The sequence below is a fragment of the Bacillus kwashiorkori genome (assembly GCF_001375515.1).
In the GTDB taxonomy this organism is placed as follows: domain Bacteria; phylum Bacillota; class Bacilli; order Bacillales; family Caldibacillaceae; genus Bacillus_BK; species Bacillus_BK kwashiorkori.
In genome coordinates this window covers 80,598-100,424 of sequence record NZ_CTDX01000012.1, presented here as the reverse complement: position 1 = coordinate 100,424, position 19,827 = coordinate 80,598, and the positions used below count along the sequence as shown (strand labels likewise).

18 protein-coding genes and 2 pseudogenes are annotated in these 19,827 nt (G+C 36.8%); 6 read left to right on the top strand and 14 right to left on the bottom strand.

Going from position 1 to position 19,827, the window contains the following annotated elements:
• Positions 1-39: 39 nt before the first annotated feature.
• From argS to speE (BN1242_RS03665), 4 genes and pseudogenes are all read right to left on the bottom strand, one after another.
• A pseudogene (gene argS, locus BN1242_RS03680) lies at positions 40-1,581 on the bottom strand (arginine--tRNA ligase); the annotation flags it as partial.
• Positions 1,578-2,012: a YwiB family protein gene (locus tag BN1242_RS03675; RefSeq protein WP_062351442.1), complete on the bottom strand. Its 435-nt coding sequence runs from the start codon at positions 2,010-2,012 to the stop codon at positions 1,578-1,580. The pseudogene argS and the gene BN1242_RS03675, both read right to left, overlap by 4 nt.
• Before the next feature lie 589 nt (positions 2,013-2,601).
• Positions 2,602-3,474 (bottom strand): agmatinase, encoded by an 873-nt coding sequence (speB, locus tag BN1242_RS03670; RefSeq protein ID WP_062351440.1) that lies wholly within the window; start codon positions 3,472-3,474, stop codon positions 2,602-2,604.
• A gap of 58 nt (positions 3,475-3,532) precedes the next feature.
• Positions 3,533-4,369 (bottom strand): spermidine synthase, encoded by an 837-nt coding sequence (speE, locus tag BN1242_RS03665; protein WP_062351437.1) that lies wholly within the window; start codon positions 4,367-4,369, stop codon positions 3,533-3,535.
• Positions 4,370-4,580: 211 nt separating this feature from the next.
• Here speE (BN1242_RS03665) and BN1242_RS03660 point away from each other — a divergent pair, with 211 nt between their 5' ends.
• On the top strand, positions 4,581-6,647 hold the full coding sequence (locus BN1242_RS03660; RefSeq protein ID WP_062351432.1) for a transglycosylase domain-containing protein: 2,067 nt from the start codon (positions 4,581-4,583) through the stop codon (positions 6,645-6,647).
• Positions 6,648-6,866: 219 nt separating this feature from the next.
• On the opposite strand, the gene BN1242_RS03655 is transcribed toward BN1242_RS03660, so the two are convergent.
• From BN1242_RS03655 to BN1242_RS03635, 5 genes are all read right to left on the bottom strand, one after another.
• The gene (locus BN1242_RS03655; RefSeq protein ID WP_062351429.1) at positions 6,867-7,382 is read right to left on the bottom strand and encodes a YwhD family protein; all 516 of its coding nucleotides are present in this window, start codon (positions 7,380-7,382) and stop codon (positions 6,867-6,869) included.
• A gap of 156 nt (positions 7,383-7,538) precedes the next feature.
• Complete coding sequence (locus BN1242_RS03650; RefSeq protein WP_062351426.1) at positions 7,539-8,198, bottom strand: site-2 protease family protein; 660 nt, start codon at positions 8,196-8,198, stop codon at positions 7,539-7,541.
• 122 nt (positions 8,199-8,320) lie between these two features.
• Positions 8,321-8,845 (bottom strand): YwgA family protein, encoded by a 525-nt coding sequence (locus BN1242_RS03645; protein WP_062351765.1) that lies wholly within the window; start codon positions 8,843-8,845, stop codon positions 8,321-8,323.
• Positions 8,846-8,936: 91 nt separating this feature from the next.
• Positions 8,937-10,232, bottom strand: coding sequence for an HD domain-containing protein (locus BN1242_RS03640; protein ID WP_077216095.1), 1,296 nt, complete (start codon positions 10,230-10,232; stop codon positions 8,937-8,939).
• Between the two features lie 190 nt (positions 10,233-10,422).
• The gene (locus tag BN1242_RS03635) at positions 10,423-10,647 is read right to left on the bottom strand and encodes a YuzB family protein (protein WP_062351423.1); all 225 of its coding nucleotides are present in this window, start codon (positions 10,645-10,647) and stop codon (positions 10,423-10,425) included.
• A gap of 354 nt (positions 10,648-11,001) precedes the next feature.
• On the opposite strand from BN1242_RS03635, the gene BN1242_RS03630 reads away from it, so the two are divergent.
• Positions 11,002-11,709 carry an RsfA family transcriptional regulator gene (locus BN1242_RS03630; RefSeq protein WP_062351420.1) on the top strand — a complete coding sequence of 236 codons (708 nt, stop codon included), beginning with the start codon at positions 11,002-11,004 and terminating at the stop codon, positions 11,707-11,709.
• 130 nt (positions 11,710-11,839) lie between these two features.
• Here the strand turns inward: BN1242_RS03630 and lipL are convergent, their stop codons facing one another.
• From lipL to BN1242_RS13435, 3 genes and pseudogenes are all read right to left on the bottom strand, one after another.
• Positions 11,840-12,682, bottom strand: a complete 843-nt coding sequence (gene lipL, locus BN1242_RS03625) for an octanoyl-[GcvH]:protein N-octanoyltransferase (RefSeq protein WP_062351417.1) — start codon at positions 12,680-12,682, stop codon at positions 11,840-11,842.
• 106 nt (positions 12,683-12,788) lie between these two features.
• Positions 12,789-13,757, bottom strand: a complete 969-nt coding sequence (pta, locus tag BN1242_RS03620) for a phosphate acetyltransferase (RefSeq protein WP_062351414.1) — start codon at positions 13,755-13,757, stop codon at positions 12,789-12,791.
• 624 nt (positions 13,758-14,381) lie between these two features.
• Positions 14,382-15,520, bottom strand: a pseudogene (locus BN1242_RS13435) (IS3 family transposase).
• A 210-nt stretch (positions 15,521-15,730) separates the two neighbouring features.
• Here BN1242_RS13435 and hemQ point away from each other — a divergent pair.
• The 3 genes from hemQ (at position 15,731) to gerQ (ending at position 17,713) form a co-directional block, all read left to right on the top strand.
• The gene (gene hemQ / locus BN1242_RS03605) at positions 15,731-16,480 is read left to right on the top strand and encodes a hydrogen peroxide-dependent heme synthase (RefSeq protein ID WP_062351409.1); all 750 of its coding nucleotides are present in this window, start codon (positions 15,731-15,733) and stop codon (positions 16,478-16,480) included.
• Positions 16,481-16,723: 243 nt separating this feature from the next.
• Positions 16,724-17,146 (top strand): cell wall hydrolase, encoded by a 423-nt coding sequence (locus tag BN1242_RS03600; RefSeq protein ID WP_062351407.1) that lies wholly within the window; start codon positions 16,724-16,726, stop codon positions 17,144-17,146.
• Between the two features lie 48 nt (positions 17,147-17,194).
• Complete coding sequence (gene gerQ / locus BN1242_RS03595; protein ID WP_077216094.1) at positions 17,195-17,713, top strand: spore coat protein GerQ; 519 nt, start codon at positions 17,195-17,197, stop codon at positions 17,711-17,713.
• Positions 17,714-17,770: 57 nt separating this feature from the next.
• On the opposite strand, the gene BN1242_RS03590 is transcribed toward gerQ, so the two are convergent.
• Together BN1242_RS03590 and BN1242_RS03585 are read right to left on the bottom strand one after the other, a co-directional pair.
• Entirely contained in the window at positions 17,771-18,142 is a 372-nt protein-coding gene (locus BN1242_RS03590) for a DUF423 domain-containing protein (protein WP_062351405.1), read from the bottom strand.
• Between the two features lie 228 nt (positions 18,143-18,370).
• Positions 18,371-18,658, bottom strand: a complete 288-nt coding sequence (locus BN1242_RS03585) for a YwdI family protein (protein ID WP_062351403.1) — start codon at positions 18,656-18,658, stop codon at positions 18,371-18,373.
• Between the two features lie 178 nt (positions 18,659-18,836).
• Between BN1242_RS03585 and speE (BN1242_RS03580) the strand changes: the two genes are divergently transcribed.
• Complete coding sequence (gene speE / locus BN1242_RS03580; RefSeq protein WP_062351401.1) at positions 18,837-19,694, top strand: polyamine aminopropyltransferase; 858 nt, start codon at positions 18,837-18,839, stop codon at positions 19,692-19,694.
• The last annotated feature ends 133 nt before the right edge of the window (positions 19,695-19,827 follow it).

Here is a 19,827-nt window from a genome sequence, read left to right as displayed (position 1 = left end):
AAATCAACACCAATCTTTAACATAGCTTTATTGTAANTTATAGAAACTATGGAAGGCAGAAGCTAGTTCATGTATATAGTTCGTAATCCGCTGTGGCGATCTTCTGCCAGCTGCTTCTACAATTGCTTGCGGATATTCCCCAAGCTTTTTCAGTAAATCAACTTCCTTCTCTGCTCCTATACTTGAATAATCCCCATCTTGTGCCTGAACTTCTATTCCTAACTGTTCACTTTGACGAAGAATGCTGCATATTCGTGCATGGGCGTATTGAGCGTAATACACTGGGTTTTCATTAGACTTCGACACTGCTAAATCAAGGTCAAAATCAAGATGAGTATCTGCACTTCTCATCGCAAAGAAATAGCGAACCGCATCTAAACCAACTTCTTCGACAAGCTCGCGCATCGTCACCGCTTTTCCAGTTCTTTTACTCATCTTCATTTTTTCACCATTTTTAAACAGATGAACGAGTTGAATGATTTCCACTTCTAATGCATTCGGATCAAATCCAAGTGCTTCCATTGCAGCTTTCATCCGCGGAATATATCCATGATGGTCTGCACCCCAAATATTAATTACTTTCGCAAAGCCACGCTCAAACTTATCTTTATGGTAAGCAATATCCGGTGTCAAATACGTATAAGTACCGTCTTGTTTTATTAAAACGCGGTCCTTGTCATCACCAAATGGCATCGTTTGTAACCAAGTTGCCCCGTCTTTCTCATATATATGACCTTTTTCCCGAAGCGCCTGTAATGCTTCATCAATTTTTCCATTTTCATATAAGGACGTTTCACTAAACCATACATCAAATTTTACACGGAAATTTTCTAAATCTGTCTTCAACTTTTCCATTTCAATCGCTAAACTATACTTACGGAAAAACTCATATCGTTCTTCATCACTAACATGGACATATTTATCCCCGTATTCCTCGGCCAATTTTTTTCCTATTTGAATGATATCTTCACCATGATATCCATCTTCTGGCATCGGCTTATCCAATCCTAACGCCTGAAAATAGCGGGCTTCTGTTGACAAAGTAAGATTATGAATTTGATTTCCCGCATCATTAATATAATACTCCCGAGTAACATCATACCCAGCTGCATCTAAAATATTACATAAAGAATCCCCAACAGCCGCTCCCCGGGCATGTCCTAAATGCAAGTCACCAGTAGGATTAGCAGAAACAAACTCTACTTGGATTTTTTCTCCGTTGCCAAAATTGGTGCGACCATACTTTTCCCCCTCCTGTAAAACAGTAGGAATTAAGTCCACCAAATAACTATTATTCAAGAAAAAATTAATGAAACCAGGGCCGGCAATTTCTACTTTTTCAATGGATGCACTTTGCTTATCTATATTCGCAATTACTGCCTCGGCAATTTGACGCGGTGCTTTTTTAGCAACACGCGCTAGTTGCATTGCGATATTGGTAGAATAATCTCCGAATGCTTTTTCTTTCGGTGTTTCTAAAATAATATTTGGTATGACGGCTTCCTCTACTAAACCGGATGCGATACATGCCATTTTTATTGCAGATTTTAACTTTTCCTCTACTGCCATTACAATATTCATTGTTTTGCCTCCTTGAAAGTGAAGTCTAACTGATATAAACCGACATCAATATGCTCCATAAATAATTGATATTTTAATTGTAAATGCCCAACTTGTCCATTGCTTAATTTCGTAAATTCTATCGCCTTCGTTTCTGTCGATAATACAAATGTACCTTGTTCCGTTTGAAAAGTTCCTGTCATTTCATATCCTGGAATTAACACTAGGCGCATGTTCACGGCACCTCTGCGGGAAATCATTACCCGATTCTCTGAAATTTTCACTAATGAATGTATGGACCCAGAATCTGTCACTTCTTCATACTTTAAATAATGGGAGTCACCCTTTAAATAGTAATGTCCAAAAACTATCAACTCAAAGTCTTCATATACTCCATCTTGATTAATATGAGTCTTTAATGATATTTTTACTGGCAAACCAGTCCTTTCCATAACTCCACTTCCTTTAATTGCGATACATCTATAGTAAAGCCGTTTCCGGATTTTATCCTATTAAAACCGAATGGTAAAAGTTTATCTTTGTTGATTTTTAGGCAGTTGTTGATTGTAGTGTCAGGCGGTGACTCCTCGAAAAAAGCATTCGCTTTTTCCTTCGTGGAATGCGCAGCTATCGAAGCGTTCCTTGTCCTGCGGGAACAGCACGAGCCAGAAATAAGGAGACGCGGTGCATCGAAGCGGCTGAGGCCGTACCCGCGGAAAGCGTCCGCCTGTTCCTGTCCATTCGCTTAAGTCACCAATAAATTTGGAACGGAAATCAACACCAATCTTTAACATAGCTTTATTGTAAAAAAGCTGGACGACGAAAGCAATGAATTACCACTTTTAATACGTATGTATATTTTTAAAATTTTAACATCTTATTCGCAAATGAACAACTTTGTCTGTCTATTTTTTTATGGAAAAGAAAAAACAAGGGAAATGCTCCCTTGTTATGTTGGACAAACTAGTTTTTATTATATACTAATTCTAAGAAATCGGATGGATTTTTTTAAAAAAATTCGCCATTTCTTCTAGAACAAATTCATTTCACCCAACCTAATAATATTTCCCGAACAAATTTACTTGCGGCAATTTGTGTTTGTTCTGTCGGATCATATGCCGGAGCCACTTCTACTATATCCGCTCCGATTACTTGTAAATCGGAATTAGCAATTAATGTGATTGCTTCTAATAGCTCTTTCGAAGTAATACCACCCGCCTCTGCTGTTCCGGTTCCAGGGGCATGGGATGGATCTAACACGTCAATATCAATTGTAATATAAGCTTTCTTCCCTGCCAATGTTGGTAACACGGATTTCAGTGGTTCGGCAACATCAAATTTTGCCATATACATACCACTTGACTTTGCAAACTCAAACTCTTCACGCATACCAGAGCGAATTCCAAACGAAAATACATTACGTGCTCCAAGTAGATCACATGCTTTACGGATGGGGGTCGAATGGGATAACAATTCCCCTTCATAATTTTCCCTCAAATCAGCATGTGCATCAATATGGATGAGAATAAAATCCCGATAATGTTTGTGGAAGGCATTTAAAACGGGCCAAGTTACAAGGTGTTCGCCTCCAAGTCCGAGGGGAAATTTTCCGTCTTGAAGCAATTTCGTTACAAATTCCTCAATTAAGTCTAAGCTCCTTTGTGGATTGCCAAACGGAAGCGGGATATCACCGGCATCAAAATAATGAATTTCCTCTAAATGTTTATCTAAATACGGACTATATTCTTCCAATCCAAGGGAAACTTCGCGAATTCTCCCAGGGCCAAAACGGGAACCTGGGCGAAATGATACGGTCCAATCCATTGGCATGCCATAGATGACTGCTTTACTTTCTTCATAATTTGGATGACTGCGAATAAATACATTCCCAGAATATGCTTCATCAAAACGCATAATAACAACTCCCCTTTTTTTCCCACCGACATTTTTTCCGCTCTTTGCTCTCCGTAACTTACTCCCCACTCGTTAATTTTTCCAAAAATCGAGGTAAAACAAATGAAGCGAAATGGATGTCTGCAGTGTAATATTTTGTATCGATTTCTTTCATTTTATCTTTCTCCGCTTTTAACGGGTCATGTTTTTTCGAACCGATTGTAAAGGTCCATAGCCCGCTTGGATACGTCGGAATATTAGCGGTGTAAAGCCTTGTTATTGGAAAAATTTCTTTAACATCTTTATGGACAGAACGAATGAGATCTGCTTTGAACCACGGATTATCTGTTTGTGCAACAAATAAACCGTCTTCTTTTAGCGCTTTCGCAATGCCAGCGTAAAACCCTTTCGTAAATAACTGTACAGCAGGGCCTACTGGTTCGGTGGAGTCTACCATAATTACATCGTATTCGTCATTACTTTCTGCTATATGCATAAAACCATCACCAACCTGTACTTCCACACGAGGGTCATCTAGTTTGCTAGCGATTTGCGGTAAAAACTTCTTTGAGTACTCAATAACCTTTTCATCGATATCAACAAGTACCGCTTTTTTTACGGAAGGATGTTTTAATATTTCACGAATCACCCCACCGTCGCCACCACCAACAACTAATACTTTTTCTGGATTCGGATGGGTAAATAGTGGTACATGGGCAACCATTTCATGATAAACGAACTCGTCCTTAACCGTCGTCATAACCATTCCATCGAGTAAAAGCATATTTCCCCATTGTTCCGTATCAACCATTTCTAAATATTGGAAATCAGTTTGTTCCGTATGTAATGTTTGCTTAATCTTCATCGTAATTCCAAAGTGTTCCGTTTGCTTTTCTGTAAACCATAATCCTGACATTTTTTTGCCCCCTTATCATTCACTATAACTATTTTATTTTAACTTCTAATTCTTAGCTTAACCACTTTTTCTAATGTCATCACGCATGTTTAAAAACTTACCTAAATTTCCATACTATAGAAAAAGGGGTCTGTTTCTTTTCTCGTCCCCGATAGTTAAAAATTTTCCGAATTGTTGGGGACAGTCCCCCCAAAAAAAGGAAGGGATGCTAGTGGAGCTGAAGACGAACCCACATTTTTTGAGGACGTTGAGATTAGTTAAAGGTGCTACTTTTGTTGGAGCTTGTTTTGTTATTATTGCATTTTTTCTCATATTATCTGCTTATACTATTGCAAAGATTGCTGGTCCTCCACCGCTAACTGTTCCCCAGTCCACCATATACTTTGCTAGTGATGGGTCTATTATTGGTGAAACGCATAGCGGTCAAAAACGTTATTGGGTTCCTTTAGATGATATCGCCCCTGAACTTATGGATGCAACTATTACTGTAGAGGATCAACATTTTTATACCCATTTAGGCTTTGATTTAAAACGGATTGGCGGTGCCATTTTTGCCAATGTAAAAGCACTTGGGAAAGCACAAGGAGCAAGTACCATTTCCCAACAATATGCACGCAATCTATTTTTATCCCACGAAAAAACGTGGAAAAGAAAATTGAAAGAAGCACTCTACACGATTCGGTTAGAAGCGAACTATACGAAAGAAGAAATTTTAGAAGGGTATTTAAATACAATTTATTATGGCCATGGCGCATATGGAGTAGAAGCTGCTAGCCGATTTTATTTCAATAAAAGTGCAAAAGATTTATCCTTAAGTGAAGCGGCCTTGTTAGCTGGAATTCCAAAAGGTCCTAGTCGCTTTTCTCCGTTTGTTTCCCTCGAAAAAGCAAAACAGCGACAGGCGTTAATACTACAATTGATGGAAAAGAAAGACATCATTACGGAACAACAGAGGAAATCTGCTTTAACAGAGGAAATCAACTTATTTGGAAATGATCATGTGAAGAAAGTGGAATTTGCGCCATATTTCCAAGACGTAGTTCGTTTCCACTTAAAAAACGATCTTGGTATTGATGAAAAAACAATTAACTTAGGTGGTTTACGAATCTATACGACACTGGACCGTGAGAAACAAGAGGTTGCCGAGAAAACAATTCAATCGTTAATTTCCACCGAATCCGATATTCAAGTCGGACTAGTTGCCATAAATCCAAAAAACGGTTATGTAGAAGCACTTGTTGGTGGCAGAGATTATCAAAAGAGCAGTTTTAATCGAGCTATTCAAGCCATTCGACAACCGGGTTCCACTATGAAGCCGATATTATATTATGCTGCACTGGAGCATGGTTTTACACCAAGTACGACTTTGCGCAGCGAAGAAACGATTTTTACGTATGATGACGGGCGTAAAGAATACACTCCACAAAATTATAATCATCAATATCCTAATGACGAAATAACATTAGCCCAAGCTATCGCTGTATCTGACAATATTTATGCAGTGAAAACACATTTATTTTTAGGAATGGATACGTTAGTGGAATATGCGAAAAAATTCGGTATTCAATCCAAGCAAAAAAAAGTACCGTCACTAGCATTAGGTACATCTGGTGTTAGTGTTTTGGAAATGGCAAAAGCATATAGCTTGTTCGCTAACAATGGAGAAGCGGTAGACCCAGTTTTCATTGAGCGAATAGAAAATATTCATGGAGAAGTTATTTATGAGCATAAGAGCCGACAAGAACAAATTCTTGATCCGCGCCATGCCTTTGTAATGAGCCATATGTTAACAGGCGTCTTTGATGAAAGGTTCAATGGCTATGCAACGGTCACAGGAAATTCCATTGCAAAAAAAATGACGCGTGAATATGCAGGGAAATCTGGTACGACCGATACGGATAGTTGGATGATTGGCTATTCTCCTGAAATTGTCACTGCGGTTTGGACCGGTTATGATAAAGGGAAAAAGATTACGATGGTTACTGAAAAAAGTTATGCGAAAAATATTTGGATTGATTTTATGGAAACTTCCTTAAAGGACAAACCATTACAACCATTCCAACCTCCAAATGGGGTTGTCGGTGTGGAGGTTGATGCGAAAAACGGTCTGTTAGCAACGGAAACATGTCCAACAGCAAGGCTTACTTATTTTGTTGCTGGTACAGAACCAACCGACTATTGCTTAGACCATATTCCTCCAATAGAAAAACAAGAAAAGGAGAAGGAACAACAAGAAAAGAAACCGTGGTTTAAACGGTTATTTGATTGGTTAAATTAAATTTCGTTTAGTTTTACAATTTTACTTGATTTTTCACTGTCCTTACACTCGTTGTAGGGGCAGTTTTTTGTTTTTCATTTCTGAATGCGCGGTCTAAGTTGTCAAAATAATAAAACAGAAATAATCCCCCATCATTCAGACGGGAGATAGACTAAAATAAAGTAATCATATAGGCTAATTTCAATTATAAAACTATTTATGACGTCACATGTAAAAAAATCAATTATATCCTAAATCCTTTTTCAACTTCTCACTAGAGCGATTCCAAAAATCTAGATCATGGTTTTTCAAAAACTCCACTAACACTTTTTTAGATGAGTCATCCATATGATCTACCATAATATGACCCTTTAGTGATTTATCCATTTTATTTACGTGGTCTGGAAGAGATTTATAACCGCGGCGAATGGAACGGTCAACCGTTAATTCACAGGCGGTTACACCGTGATAATATGGTCCAGCTTCTTTTCGCTCAATCGTAATCCAAATAAGCCAATACGGTTTTCCATTCGGTACTTCTTCTCTATTTTTTAAAAATTTTATACCTCTTTCTACTTTACTACGGGCATGCATGGCACCCATATCGATAAAGGCTTCTTTTTCCTCCACATCAATGAAAACTGGTGTCATATTTTCTAAATTTAATACCCCTGTCCCATAACCTTTATGGCCGTCTGTCGGGTCATTTTTGATAATATTAAATGATATTGATTTTTTCTCCTTCTTTTCTTCCATTGCTATCCTCCTCGAACAACAATTTTTTCTATTTCAAAACAACTAACATTTTCCTTCTTACAGATAATAACTAGCAAACTGATTTTTTCCTTCCATATTTACAGCATATGTTTTCTTGCACGCAAACAAACCTTCTCTAAGCAAGAATTAATCTAGTTAAATAAAAAAGTCAATGCCTAACAATTTTAAAAAGAACGGGATTACTTGGTGGAAAATCGGACCAATTGTTATGTTGTATAGCGGATCGACTATGACCAAGACTAGAAAAAGAATCATCCCATATACTTCATATTGGCTCATTTTTGCTCGTACATTGTTCGGCACTAAGTCTTCAATAATCCGGTAACCATCAAGGGGCGGAATTGGCAATAAGTTAAAAACGAATAAAACGATATTCAAATAGGAAAACCATATACACAATTCATATAAAAAGAATCCTATTGCTGATGGCAAGCTGATTAACATTAATAAATGAAGCAACAATGCCCCTATCGCTGCTAGCAATAAATTACTTAGTGGCCCAGCTACTGAAACGAGGACACCAGCTAAGCGCGGTTTGGCAAAATTGTAACGATTTACCGGTACTGGCCGGGCCCAACCAAACCCAAATAATAGTAAAATCAACGTTCCAATCGGGTCTAAATGGACTGCTGGATTTAACGTAAGTCTTCCTTGCCGTGCCGCCGTATTATCACCAAATTTATATGCTACAAACGCATGGGCAAATTCATGTACGGAAAAGGCAATAACAAGTGAAATAATAATAAAAGGCAACGTCTGTAGCGGAAAGGCTAAAATTTGATTTAAAAAATTCATATATTCGCTCCTTCTCATTCCTCATTCTTTCTATATCTTAGTGAACAGTATACATGAAAAATGCAAGAAAATAAAAATAGTTGAATTGGATAAAGAAAAAACTAACCATTTTCGGTTAGTCGTTATGTGTGGAGTTGGATGTTTGCCATACTTTTCAGTGCGTCAATATAGCGAAAAGCCTCTTCAATCTCTTCTTCCGTATAATTTTGTTTACTTTTCACTGTATAAACTTTATCAAAAATTTCTTCCCGGGATAATTGGTCAAAGTAAAGAATAGTCGATACGAGTTCTAAAAAGCGGGCACTTTGATCATTCAGATTTTGTACTAAATCATCAAAGCTGTTTGTATTTAATGCATTTTCATACATTTGTAAAAATTCTTCCCCTGTATCAGTGATTGTATAACGATATTGAAAGTAGCCACCCTTTTTCTCTTTTACTTCTTCTAAAAAACCCATATTTACTAATTCTTCCATTTGTAAAGTTAACTCTTCTGAATAGGGTCCGTAAAAATGGAATTCAAATTTTTCTTGAAAAGGATAGGCAAGTTTTTTTGCTATAAAAATCATTTTTTGTAACTTTTTCCGTCCAACAACTTCATCGGCTAAACGAATCGTATTTAATATTTTTGCATGTTCCGAAAGCATCATCTTCACTTCATCTCCTACTGCATCCATTGTTCATTTTCAAAAAGGCCAAAACTACAATAACTTCACTCAAAGTTCAAGTATCCCCTTGTTATTCTATACCTAATAGTTTTCTAATTTGCTTTTTTATTGGCCCTTCCTTCGATTCATCATATAAAAGATCTTGAGGAAAGTATAATTTATGATCCGTTCTTCTTTTTCCACTAATCGCCTCGACAATTTCCGACTCAGTCGATAGTTCCCTTAATTCTCCGTTCGGCATTAGTAAATGAATCGGTAGCCTTTCTTCCTCTTCACCTGGTCGATAAAAATCGTATGGCAAATCAGAGGAGGAATCAAAAGCGAAGTAATAATCTGGATCAATGCCAGCAGCCTTGAATAAATCGGTCAATTCTTTATATTTCTTATATTCTACCGCTGGATCAAACTCTACATATTTGAATAAATTGCGATTTAAAAACCGGCTAGATAAGTCTTTTAATATTTCATCCTCTTCTTCTTGCCAGACTTGAAAATAATATAATACTACGGTTTCGTCTAAATTTAAATAGTCTTGTAACGTCGTTTGCTCGGAAAATAATGTATAAAAATGACGAGGTTCATGTTTAAATGAATAGCTGTGATTATATAAATATTTTGCTCGATGTAAAAGTTTTTTTAATACCGCTTCACCACTCCGGGTTACTGGATGAAAATACACTTGCCAGTACATTTGGTAACGACTCATTATGTAATCTTCTACTGCATGCATCCCACTTTTTTTAATAACGACTTGATCTTCCTGTGGGCGCATTACCCGTAATACCCGCTCCATATCAATATTGCCATAACTTACTCCAGTATAGTAAGCGTCTCTTAGTAAATAATCCATCCGATCTGCATCGATTTGACTGGAAATAAGACTGATGACTAGTTTTTTTTCCGATGTTTTGGCAATAACTTCTGCGACTTGTTTCGGAAAACTTGCATCAACCGTCTGCAATACTTTGTTCACTTCAGTGTCACCTAAAATAATCTTTTGAGTAAAACTTTCATGGTCTAACGAAAAAACTTTTTCAAAAGAGTGGGAAAATGGACCGTGGCCTAAATCATGTAAAAGTGCCGCACATAAGGCGAGTAATCGATCTTCTTCATTCCAACCTTGTCTGCCTTTAAAAACATTATCCACAATTCGTCTAACGATCTCATATACACCTAAGGAGTGATTAAAGCGACTATGTTCCGCACCGTGGAATGTCAAAAAGGTCGTACCTAATTGTTTGATGCGCCGTAATCGTTGAAACTCCTTTGTACCGATTAAGTCCCATATGACGCGATCTTGAACATGTACATATCGATGAACAGGGTCTTTAAATACCTTTTCTTCACTTAACTTTTGTTCAGACATAGCAATACCCTCTTCCAAAGTTTCATGAATCTATTATATCTGCTTTTCTAGCTTGTTTCATTAGAAAATACCATTTAATTTGTTAAAATTTCCACACCACTCCATTTCGTTAAAAAATTTATGAATAGAAAGTTTAAAAAAACACCCTTGTATGTAAGAGTGTTTTCTTCGTGGAATAAAGCAAAACAGATTAACCTTGTAATTTTTGTTTTACTTTCTCCATTAATTCTTCTTCTGTTAAGGCAGCAACTGGACGATTATTCACGAATGTAAATGTTTTTTTACGTCCTGGTCCACAATAAGATTGGCAACCGATCTGAATCGTTGCTTCTGGGTCAATTTCCTTTAATTTTGGTATTAATGTTTTCAAATTAACTGCTTGGCAGTCATCGCAAACACGAAATTCGTTTGCCATCTTTGACATTCCCTTCATGATATATAGTTTTTTCTCGTCACTTATTCGTTTATTAAAATCCCACTTAGCAAGCGAAATTATCAATTAAAAGTGAAATGGTTTTTTATACTAAAAGGTATTTTACTGCTAATAATTCGATATATCAAGCTTCTCATTTGTTAAAAGATTCACAAAATATGTATTTAGCTTTTTCCCATTTTACCTGCTATCCATCATCCATAATATACTTTTACAAGTAAAAATTTTAAAAAATCTATTATCCTTTTTAATATTCTTGTATAAAGATAAAAAAATTTGTCCATGATAATAGTAATCCTACTAAAAATAACATAATTGAAATTGGGAGTTGAGGAAATGAAAGTTCGTCAAGATGCATGGACAGAAGAAAATGATTTATTATTAGCGGAAACTGTTTTACGACATGTACGTGAAGGAAGTACACAATTAAACGCCTTTGAAGAGGTAGGTGATAAACTAAATCGGACAAGTGCTGCATGCGGTTTTCGCTGGAACGCAGTGGTGCGCCATAAATATGAAAAAGCGTTACAACTAGCAAAAAAACAACGGAAGCAAAGACAAAGATTATTAGGAAAAGACCATGGTGGTAAGAAAAAATTACTTTACCAGCCACCAATGCCAACAGATGTTGAATTATCTGATCTAACTGAACAAAGTCTATCTGAAGTAATCAGTGAACCTGTTACACAAACTACCATTCAAACGGAACCGGTAACTACTGTGACAAGTACTAATGATTTAACGATGGATCAAGTTATTCGTTTCTTACAAAGCTTAAATGTCTCAAGTTTGCAATCTAATATTTATAAGAGTGAGAATGCAAGATTAAAACAAGAAATTCGAGATTTGCGCAAACAGAATGAAGAATTAGAAAGCAAAATTGAAGAATTAGAACAAAACTCTCAAACAATGCAAGAAGATTATGAAACATTAATTCAAATAATGAATCGTGCACGCAAGCTTGTACTGTTTGATGAAGAGGAAAGACCAGCAACGACTTTTAAAATGGATCGCAACGGAAATTTAGAAAAAGTTGCAGAATAGTAGGGAGTTAAGGGAGAAAAAACTTTTTAAAAACGACAGCCAGATTTCCAAATCGGGTTTGGCAACAACGGATATAATAATAAAGAGCTACGCATATACTTTGCGTTAGCTCTTTTTATTAGCCATTTTGTTACAATGGTAGCCACTTTTCATTCCGTTCAACGACTCTCTCATAATAATGGTCATATTTGGGCACTTCAAAGTCGTAAAGTTGAGACGTAATTAGTGGTTTGTTACTTAATTTCTGCAAAACTTGTAAAAAGCGCATCATCGTATTGTCGACCGTCAAATTTATGTTTAACAACTCTGATAAAGATGCCATTACTTCTGGTTTTATTTTCGGATAGGCCGTTTTTGTTTCTTCCTCTTGTATGGATTGTTCATAAAACTCGCGAATAATCGCTGCCCTCTCACTGCCACTTCCAGTAACACATAAGTATATTTGAACAGCGACACCACGTTTAACCCGTCGTTGGGAAATTCCCGCAAACTTTTTCCCGTCAATACTTAAATCATAACTTCCTGGACAATAGGAACCGACAATCTCATATGCTTCAATTTTATCCGTTACATCGGCAAACATCATTTTGATTAATTGATACATCGCATCATACCCGCGGTTAATATCTATCGACTTTTCTGTTTCAGGGAAAATTAACGTTAAATTTAAAACGCCTGAATCTAGTAATACGGCAAGTCCTCCAGATGTTCTAACGATATATTGATATCCTTGCTCCGTTAAATATGTTAAACCTTTCTCCAGGTATGGTAACCTAACATCTTGAATACCTAACACAACGGTTTTTTCATGAACCCATGCACGCGCAACGGCGGCTGAATTTCCCGAGCCAACCGATTCACATAACGTATCATCGATTGCGAATGATTGAATGGCAGGGAATTGTGGACCTAAGCTGGATTGGTCCATTACACGCCACTCTGGTTGTCGTAAAAGAGTTAGTGCCTCGCTCATATGTATTCTCCTTATTAAAAATTCAATATTTCATACGTAAGCTACCTTTACAAAAATGAGTATGAAAAGAAATCCCGTCTATGTAGCTGACGGGATAGTATCTTTATTATATACATTGAGCTGCAGTAATTAAAGCCAATTTATACACATCTTCACTACTGCATCCACGAGATAAATCATTTACTGGAGCATTAAGACCTTGTAAAATCGGTCCGACCGCTTCAAAATTACCTAGCCGTTGGGCAATTTTATAACCAATATTTCCCGCTTCCAGGCTTGGGAACACAAATACCGTCGCGTCCCCTTTAATAACTGAGCCTGGTGCTTTCTTTTCCGCAACGGTTGGTACGAATGCAGCATCGAATTGGAATTCCCCGTCAATTACTAATTCAGGGTTTAATTGTTTTGCAAGTTGAACCGCTTCCGCTACTTTTTCCGTGTCTGGGGATTTTGCTGAACCTTTTGTAGAGAAACTAAGCATTGCGATTTTCGGATCAATATCAAACATTTTCGCTGTTTTCGCACTCTCATTGGCAATTTCCGCCAAATCCTGCGCATCTAATGACATATTAATTGCACAATCAGCAAACACATACTTTTTATCATCGCGAACCATGATAAATGCTCCGGATGTTTTCTTCACTCCTTGTTTCGTTTTAATAATTTGGAGTGCTGGACGTACCGTATCAGCAGTAGAATGGGCTGCCCCACTAACTAATCCGTCCGCTTTTTGTAAATAAACGAGCATTGTTCCAAAATAGTTCACGTCACGCAAAATTTGTTGTGCTTGCTCTTCCGTTGCTTTCCCTTTTCTTCTTTCAACAAATTTTTCCACTAATAAATCGTATTCACTATATGTATTTGGGTCAATTATGTCTACCCCATCTAAACTAACAGATAGCGAGCTAGCTTTCGCTTCAATTTCAGCATTATTTCCTAGTAAGATCGGCTTAACTAAATTATCTGCTGCAAGTCTAGAAGCTGCTTGTAAAATTCGCTCATCTAATCCTTCAGGAAAAACGATCCGCAATCCTTTTCCACTAATTTTTTCTTTTACGATTGAAAATAAATCCATAAATTGTGCCTCCTTGATAAAGTTTCCTTCTTTAGCATACTATTTGTGAAAAATTTTTCAAGCTAATGAATGATTGTCACCGTTTACAACAGGAAATTTATTTTCGATGAATACTCCAATTGATTAAAACAAAAACGATTTACTGTAAAGAGACAATATTATTTACAAAAAATGCTTTGATACAATAATTTTTTTTGATTGTTTTCCATTACTTTTGGATAATTGGTGGATCATTATTCAACTGTTGCACATATCTTCATTTACTATTCCCTATTTACACTAATTCATAATATTGGATCTAGGTCAATATCTTGGACACAAAAAAGTTAAATCACTTTAAATCTATATTTCCAAAATAATCAGTCAAAAAGTTTTGTTTTGGCATTCCCACTTGTTGCCCGCCACCGTTGACCTTGCTTTTGTCCGTGTTGGTGGATCGGAGCAGGTTCGCCAAAAAAACAGCCTAGGGGCTCTTCCTGCTGTAAGCATAACACGGACAAATCGATTCTAAGTATTCGCTGGTGGGGCCCCGCCCCCTTCCACCGCCTACTAAGAATCGGGCGCTGCACTCATTGGCAAGCAGCTCCGCTGTGGCTCAGTGAAATCTTTTTATTTGTTTACTAATCAAGCCGCTTTACGACGACAACAATCCTCTAATTGCTGAGGTGTCATATAGTTAATAGCTCCATGGATCCGTTTACGGTTATACCACGATTCAATAAATTGAAAAAGGGCTAACCTTGCTGTTTCAAAATCAGAATAAATAGTTGTATACACTTCCTCCTTCTTTAATATTGCGTGGAAAGACTCAATGCAGGCGTTGTCATACGGACAACCTTTACGACTAAAAGATTGATTTATTTTTGTCTGTTTTAATGCTTCTTCAAAAGCTTCACTGGTATATTGGCTGCCTAAATCAGTGTGTAAAACAAGGCCCTCTCCGGGCTGTTGAACATCGATTGCGTTTAATAACGCTTGGAGAACAAGTTCCACAGTCATTGTTTTTGAAAAAGAGTATCCTACTATTTTCTTTGTGTGCAGGTCAAGAACGGAAGCTAGGTAACACCAGCCATCCCGAAGGGTATTAATATTACGTTATATCTGCCACCCATTTTTCATTTATAGTGGTAGTTTCAAAATCTTGTTCCAAAAGATTTTCACGATCTTTAACGTGACCAACAGTTTGTGTTGGACGATACTTTTTCGTAATAATAGAGCGGATATCTGCTTCTTTCATAATCCGTTGTACCCGTTTCAAACTAACTGAAAAGTCCTCCTGATTCAGTAGAAAATGGATTTTAGGTGCGCCATAACGACCTTTACTCTCCGCATGAATGACTCTAATGCGCTCTAAAATCGCTTCATTTTCAATCTGGTATGAAGATGGAACTTTTTTAAACGATTGATAGTACGTACTTTTTGGGCTTCAAGAACTTTGCACATTTATTGAATTGGATTCTCTTTTTCTTGTTCAATGTGATCAATGATCTCCTGGTCTGTTACTTTTGCGCGAATATGGTCATAGCCTTTTTTAAAATTTCTACCTCCTGCTGAAGACGCAAGTTCTCTTTTTGTATTTCTGCAATTTGTGCAGGAGTTAAACCATCTTCTGACCCAGCAACTGGAGAGTGGGCTTTGATCCATTTATAAATTGTAACTTCTGATACACCATATTCGCGTTGGAGGTCACTCACAGACGTGCCAGCCTTGTGAAGTTCTACGATTGTTTGTTTAAATTCTTGATTATATCGCTTTTGTTTCATTTCGGACACTTCCTCTCTATTTATTATAATAGAGACTTAACTAAGCTGTTTCCACGCTTCTATACTAACACCATATCAACCATAAACTTTTTAATATCATTTTAAATCATTTTTATTAGAGTGCCATCATTTCGTCACAATCATTTATTAGGAAAAATAGTTATTGTCTATGATATAGTATGTGTGAAAAGGACAAAGGAGTGATATGACATGAATGAAGCAGTGCAAACATTAGATGGCTGGTATTCACTGCATGATTTTCGTTCTATCGATTGGACGAGCTGGAAGGCGATTTCTCAAGAAGAGCGGGATGCTGCAGTTGAAGAGTTTTTAGCTTTATTAAATAAATGGGCAGAGGTTGATGAAAATAAGCAAGGAAGTCACGCATTTTATTCTATAGTCGGACAAAAAGCTGATTTGATGATTATGTTATTAAGACCGACGATGGAAGAGCTAGACGATCTTGCGAATGAATTAAATAAAACAACATTAGCTGAATTTCTTATTCCTACATATTCCTACGTTTCAGTTGTTGAATTGAGTAATTATTTGGCAGGTGGGGATGGCGGGGATCCTTATGAAAATCCTTATGTCCGCTCAAGACTCTATCCATCACTTCCAAAATCAAAATACATTTGCTTTTATCCAATGGACAAACGTAGAGAGGGCAATGATAACTGGTACATGCTACCGATGGAAGAGCGCCGTGAACTAATGAGAAGTCATGGCAGAATTGGCCGTGAATATGCTGGGAAGGTAAAACAAATAATTACTGGTTCGGTCGGTTTTGATGACTTTGAATGGGGGGTTACTTTATTCTCTGATGATGTATTGCAGTTTAAAAAATTAGTTTATGAAATGCGTTTTGATGAAGTGAGTGCGCGATACGGGGAGTTCGGTTCTTTCTTCGTTGGCAATTTATTAGATGAAGAACGCTTTCGCACATATGTGGCTCTATAATATATAGGAAAAAACTGCGCCGATATTGGGGCAGTTTTTTTACCTTCCTCTTGTACCTCTCAAAAACTTATCATACCTACTTTTGCTAATCATATATATTAGTATAAATCATTTTAATTTGTATCCTCTAATAACTTTTTCTCGACAAAGGTTTTTAAAAAAATTGCAGATTTGAAGAACAAAAGACAACCATTCTACATATTTTATGGATTAGAGCCTATGTTTTTCGGAATGGGGGATTTTATGGCCGTTATTTCTTACAACGAGGAGGATGTAAAACTACTAGCACGATTAATAAGGGCTGAGGCTGAAGGTGATGGCGAGCTCGGGATGTTAATGGTAGGCAATGTTGGCGTTAATCGTGTAAGGGCAGATTGTTTAGATTTTCGGGATATTCGTAATATACGTCGAATGGTGTTCCAAAGTCCAGGCGGTTTTGAAGCAACCCAGAAAGGTTACTTTTATCAAGCAGCACGACAAAATGAGATTAACTTAGCAAGACGAGTTATTCGCGGCGAACGTTTTCACCCGGCATCTACTTCCCTTTGGTTTTTTATGCCATCAGGAAGTTGTCCATCCCAATGGTATAACCAATGGAATGCCGGAAGATATAAATCACATTGTTTTTATTCACCGACACAGGCGAATTGTCCGACGGTGTTTTAAAAGATTTTGTTATTTTAAAAATACTTATAAACGTTATGAGGGGGAAGTATGGTGACTAATAATCAATCAAATATGAACCAAACTTATCGGCAAATGTATCCAAATATGCAAGCTGGTATGGGGCAGTATCCTTTTCAACAAACAACAGGTGTAACTTATCCATTCCAACAACCTGCCCAGCAACAAGGATTTATTCCAATGTTTCCGCAAGTACCTTCTGGCGGAGTTGTCCAAACGCCAGGTGTCGGTGGAACAGGGCCACAAATTCCAGGGATGTTACCGTTAGAACAGTCTTATATTGAAAATATTTTCCGGTTAAATAAAGGAAAGTTAACAACGGTTTATATGTCTTTTGAAGGCAGCAATGAGTGGAATTCAAAAGTATTTAAAGGAATTGTGGAAGCAGCGGGCAGAGATCATTTAATCCTAAGTGACCCGCAAACTGGTTACCGTTATTTATTACCAATGGTATTTTTTAACTACGCTGTGTTTGAAGAAGAATTAGAGTATGATTATCCATTTGGTGGCATGACTCAACAACAAATGACTACTTATTCTCCAAGGTAAGAGAAAAGGCTAATCAAAGTAGCTGACAACTTTGATTAGCCTTTATTTTATCTTTACTTAAAATAACTTCACAGCTGCAATCATTAATAATGCCCATGCTATTAAAAATGACACGCCACCTATTGGAGTAATCGCACCGAATACGCGAATCCCTGTTAAACTTAGCACAAACAAGCTGCCCGTAAATAAAATAATGCCGATCAACATAAACCAACCTGACCACGTTAGCAAAGCATTACCTGGAAATTTTGCCATTAATAATCCTATGACTAAGAGCCCTACTGCATGCAACATTTCATAAGTTACACCTGTTTGCCAAGTATCCAAATATTTTGCTTCAATCCGTCCTTCCAACATATGGGCTCCGAAAGCACCAAATGCCACTGATAAAAACCCGTTTAACGCCCCTAAAAATAAAAAGATATTCATCCGTATTCTCCTCACAATTAGTAGTTGACTTGATTTTAACTTCTTCACCAAAAAATATTTTAAAGATTTTCAAGAAATGGAAAAACCTTTTTAGTTAAAGTTAATGAATCAAATAACTAAAATAGTAAATCACATTTATTTAAGTTATTGTTGTCTTTAACAATAAACTACTTTTTATGTAACAAATTTTACTGGAAAACGATAAGGCGCTACTTTCTTTAGCAAACTTTAAAAATCAAATAACGACTCCCCATTGGCACCATCATCGGTATCAAGTTTTTTCCCAACATTTATAGTTTGAGGTTCAACTTTAGTCTGGTCATTGTATTTTGGTTGCACACGGTTAGAAACCCCATACACCACTTCTTGACTTTGCTCATGTGTATCTAAAATAACTTCACAAAGAGTTTTTATAGCTTGCACCTGTTCACGAACTCGATTTCCACTATCTACTGTTAGTGCTTCATTTAACTTTTCAGCCATTTTATTTAATATTATTTGATGGTTAATTTGCATTTTTTCACCTCTGTCATACGATGCTATTTATTTTCATTATGGACTCACCAATACTAGTTTATCAATATTTCTTACCGATTGCGAGGCAGGCGATTGTTTCCCTAAACAGGACAGACACTCGCATATTAAGTCCAAAATTGTTAAACTGTAATAAAATATTGATTAGGGGGATTTGTTCATGACTAATTTTCCGAACTGGATAGAAGCAAAAAACCATTCATTATGGCTCACAGAAGATGACCGTGATAATTTAAAAATAAGCTATCGCGTGAAAGAGGTTATTTACTCAGAACAATCACCGATTCAACACGTTATGATCGTCGATACTGTCGATTTTGGAAGAACACTCGTATTAGATGGGGTTGTTCAAACAACAGCTCTTGACGGTCATATTTATAATGAAATGATTGTACATGTGCCGATAAATTTACATCCAAATCCGAAAAAAGTACTCATTATTGGCGGTGGCGATTGTGGTGCGGCTAGAGAGGCTGCAAAATATAAAGACATTGAGCGTATTGATATGGTGGAAATTGATGAACTAGTTGTTAAAGCATGTAAAGATCATTTACAAGAAGTTTCTGGAAATTTATCTGACGTGCGAGTTCAGTTTATTTTTACTGATGGCATACAATTTGTTAAAGAAAAAACAGCAGAATACGATATTATTATCGTTGATTCATCTGACCCAGTTGGGCCTGCAGAACAACTCTTTGAATACGATTTTTATGCTAATATTAAAAAGGCTTTAAAACTAGATGGGATAATGGTTTGTCAAAGCCAGTCACCAATTTTCCATCAAGATATATTAAAACAAACATCTGAACATATACATAATCTGTTTGTTCATGCAAACACGTACATGGCTGTAGTACCGACTTATCCTGGGGGATTTTGGAGTTTTACAATTGGATCTAAGCATCATCCAATAAAAAGCGGTCATTTAAGAGAAAAAGTAACGACGAAATATTTTAACGAAGGTATCTTTCAAGGATGTTTCCAATTACCTCAATTTATGAAAGATCTTTTAGAGTAGCGTTGTTTTGTATGAGGCGTGTAACTAGATTTCATAGGCATAGAAACGCTCCATTAGTAGCGGAAATTGTGTGATATGGGGCATTAACATAAAAATAGGTGTGGAACCGGTGTGTGTTCGAGCGTTTTTACAA

Excerpts from the sequence above, each read along its gene's own strand:
- BN1242_RS03675 (WP_062351442.1), bottom strand. The coding sequence starts at position 2,012 with ATGGAAAGGACTGGTTTGCCAGTAAAAATATCATTAAAGACTCATATT.
- speB (WP_062351440.1), bottom strand. The coding sequence starts at position 3,474 with ATGCGTTTTGATGAAGCATATTCTGGGAATGTATTTATTCGCAGTCAT.
- speE (WP_062351437.1), bottom strand. The coding sequence starts at position 4,369 with ATGTCAGGATTATGGTTTACAGAAAAGCAAACGGAACACTTTGGAATT.
- BN1242_RS03655 (WP_062351429.1), bottom strand. The coding sequence starts at position 7,382 with ATGGAAGAAAAGAAGGAGAAAAAATCAATATCATTTAATATTATCAAA.
- BN1242_RS03650 (WP_062351426.1), bottom strand. The coding sequence starts at position 8,198 with ATGAATTTTTTAAATCAAATTTTAGCCTTTCCGCTACAGACGTTGCCT.
- BN1242_RS03645 (WP_062351765.1), bottom strand. The coding sequence starts at position 8,845 with ATGCTTTCGGAACATGCAAAAATATTAAATACGATTCGTTTAGCCGAT.
- BN1242_RS03640 (WP_077216095.1), bottom strand. The coding sequence starts at position 10,232 with ATGTCTGAACAAAAGTTAAGTGAAGAAAAGGTATTTAAAGACCCTGTT.
- BN1242_RS03635 (WP_062351423.1), bottom strand. The coding sequence starts at position 10,647 with ATGGCAAACGAATTTCGTGTTTGCGATGACTGCCAAGCAGTTAATTTG.
- BN1242_RS03630 (WP_062351420.1), top strand. The coding sequence starts at position 11,002 with ATGAAAGTTCGTCAAGATGCATGGACAGAAGAAAATGATTTATTATTA.
- lipL (WP_062351417.1), bottom strand. The coding sequence starts at position 12,682 with ATGAGCGAGGCACTAACTCTTTTACGACAACCAGAGTGGCGTGTAATG.
- pta (WP_062351414.1), bottom strand. The coding sequence starts at position 13,757 with ATGGATTTATTTTCAATCGTAAAAGAAAAAATTAGTGGAAAAGGATTG.
- hemQ (WP_062351409.1), top strand. The coding sequence starts at position 15,731 with ATGAATGAAGCAGTGCAAACATTAGATGGCTGGTATTCACTGCATGAT.
- BN1242_RS03600 (WP_062351407.1), top strand. The coding sequence starts at position 16,724 with ATGGCCGTTATTTCTTACAACGAGGAGGATGTAAAACTACTAGCACGA.
- gerQ (WP_077216094.1), top strand. The coding sequence starts at position 17,195 with ATGGTGACTAATAATCAATCAAATATGAACCAAACTTATCGGCAAATG.
- BN1242_RS03590 (WP_062351405.1), bottom strand. The coding sequence starts at position 18,142 with ATGAATATCTTTTTATTTTTAGGGGCGTTAAACGGGTTTTTATCAGTG.
- BN1242_RS03585 (WP_062351403.1), bottom strand. The coding sequence starts at position 18,658 with ATGCAAATTAACCATCAAATAATATTAAATAAAATGGCTGAAAAGTTA.
- speE (WP_062351401.1), top strand. The coding sequence starts at position 18,837 with ATGACTAATTTTCCGAACTGGATAGAAGCAAAAAACCATTCATTATGG.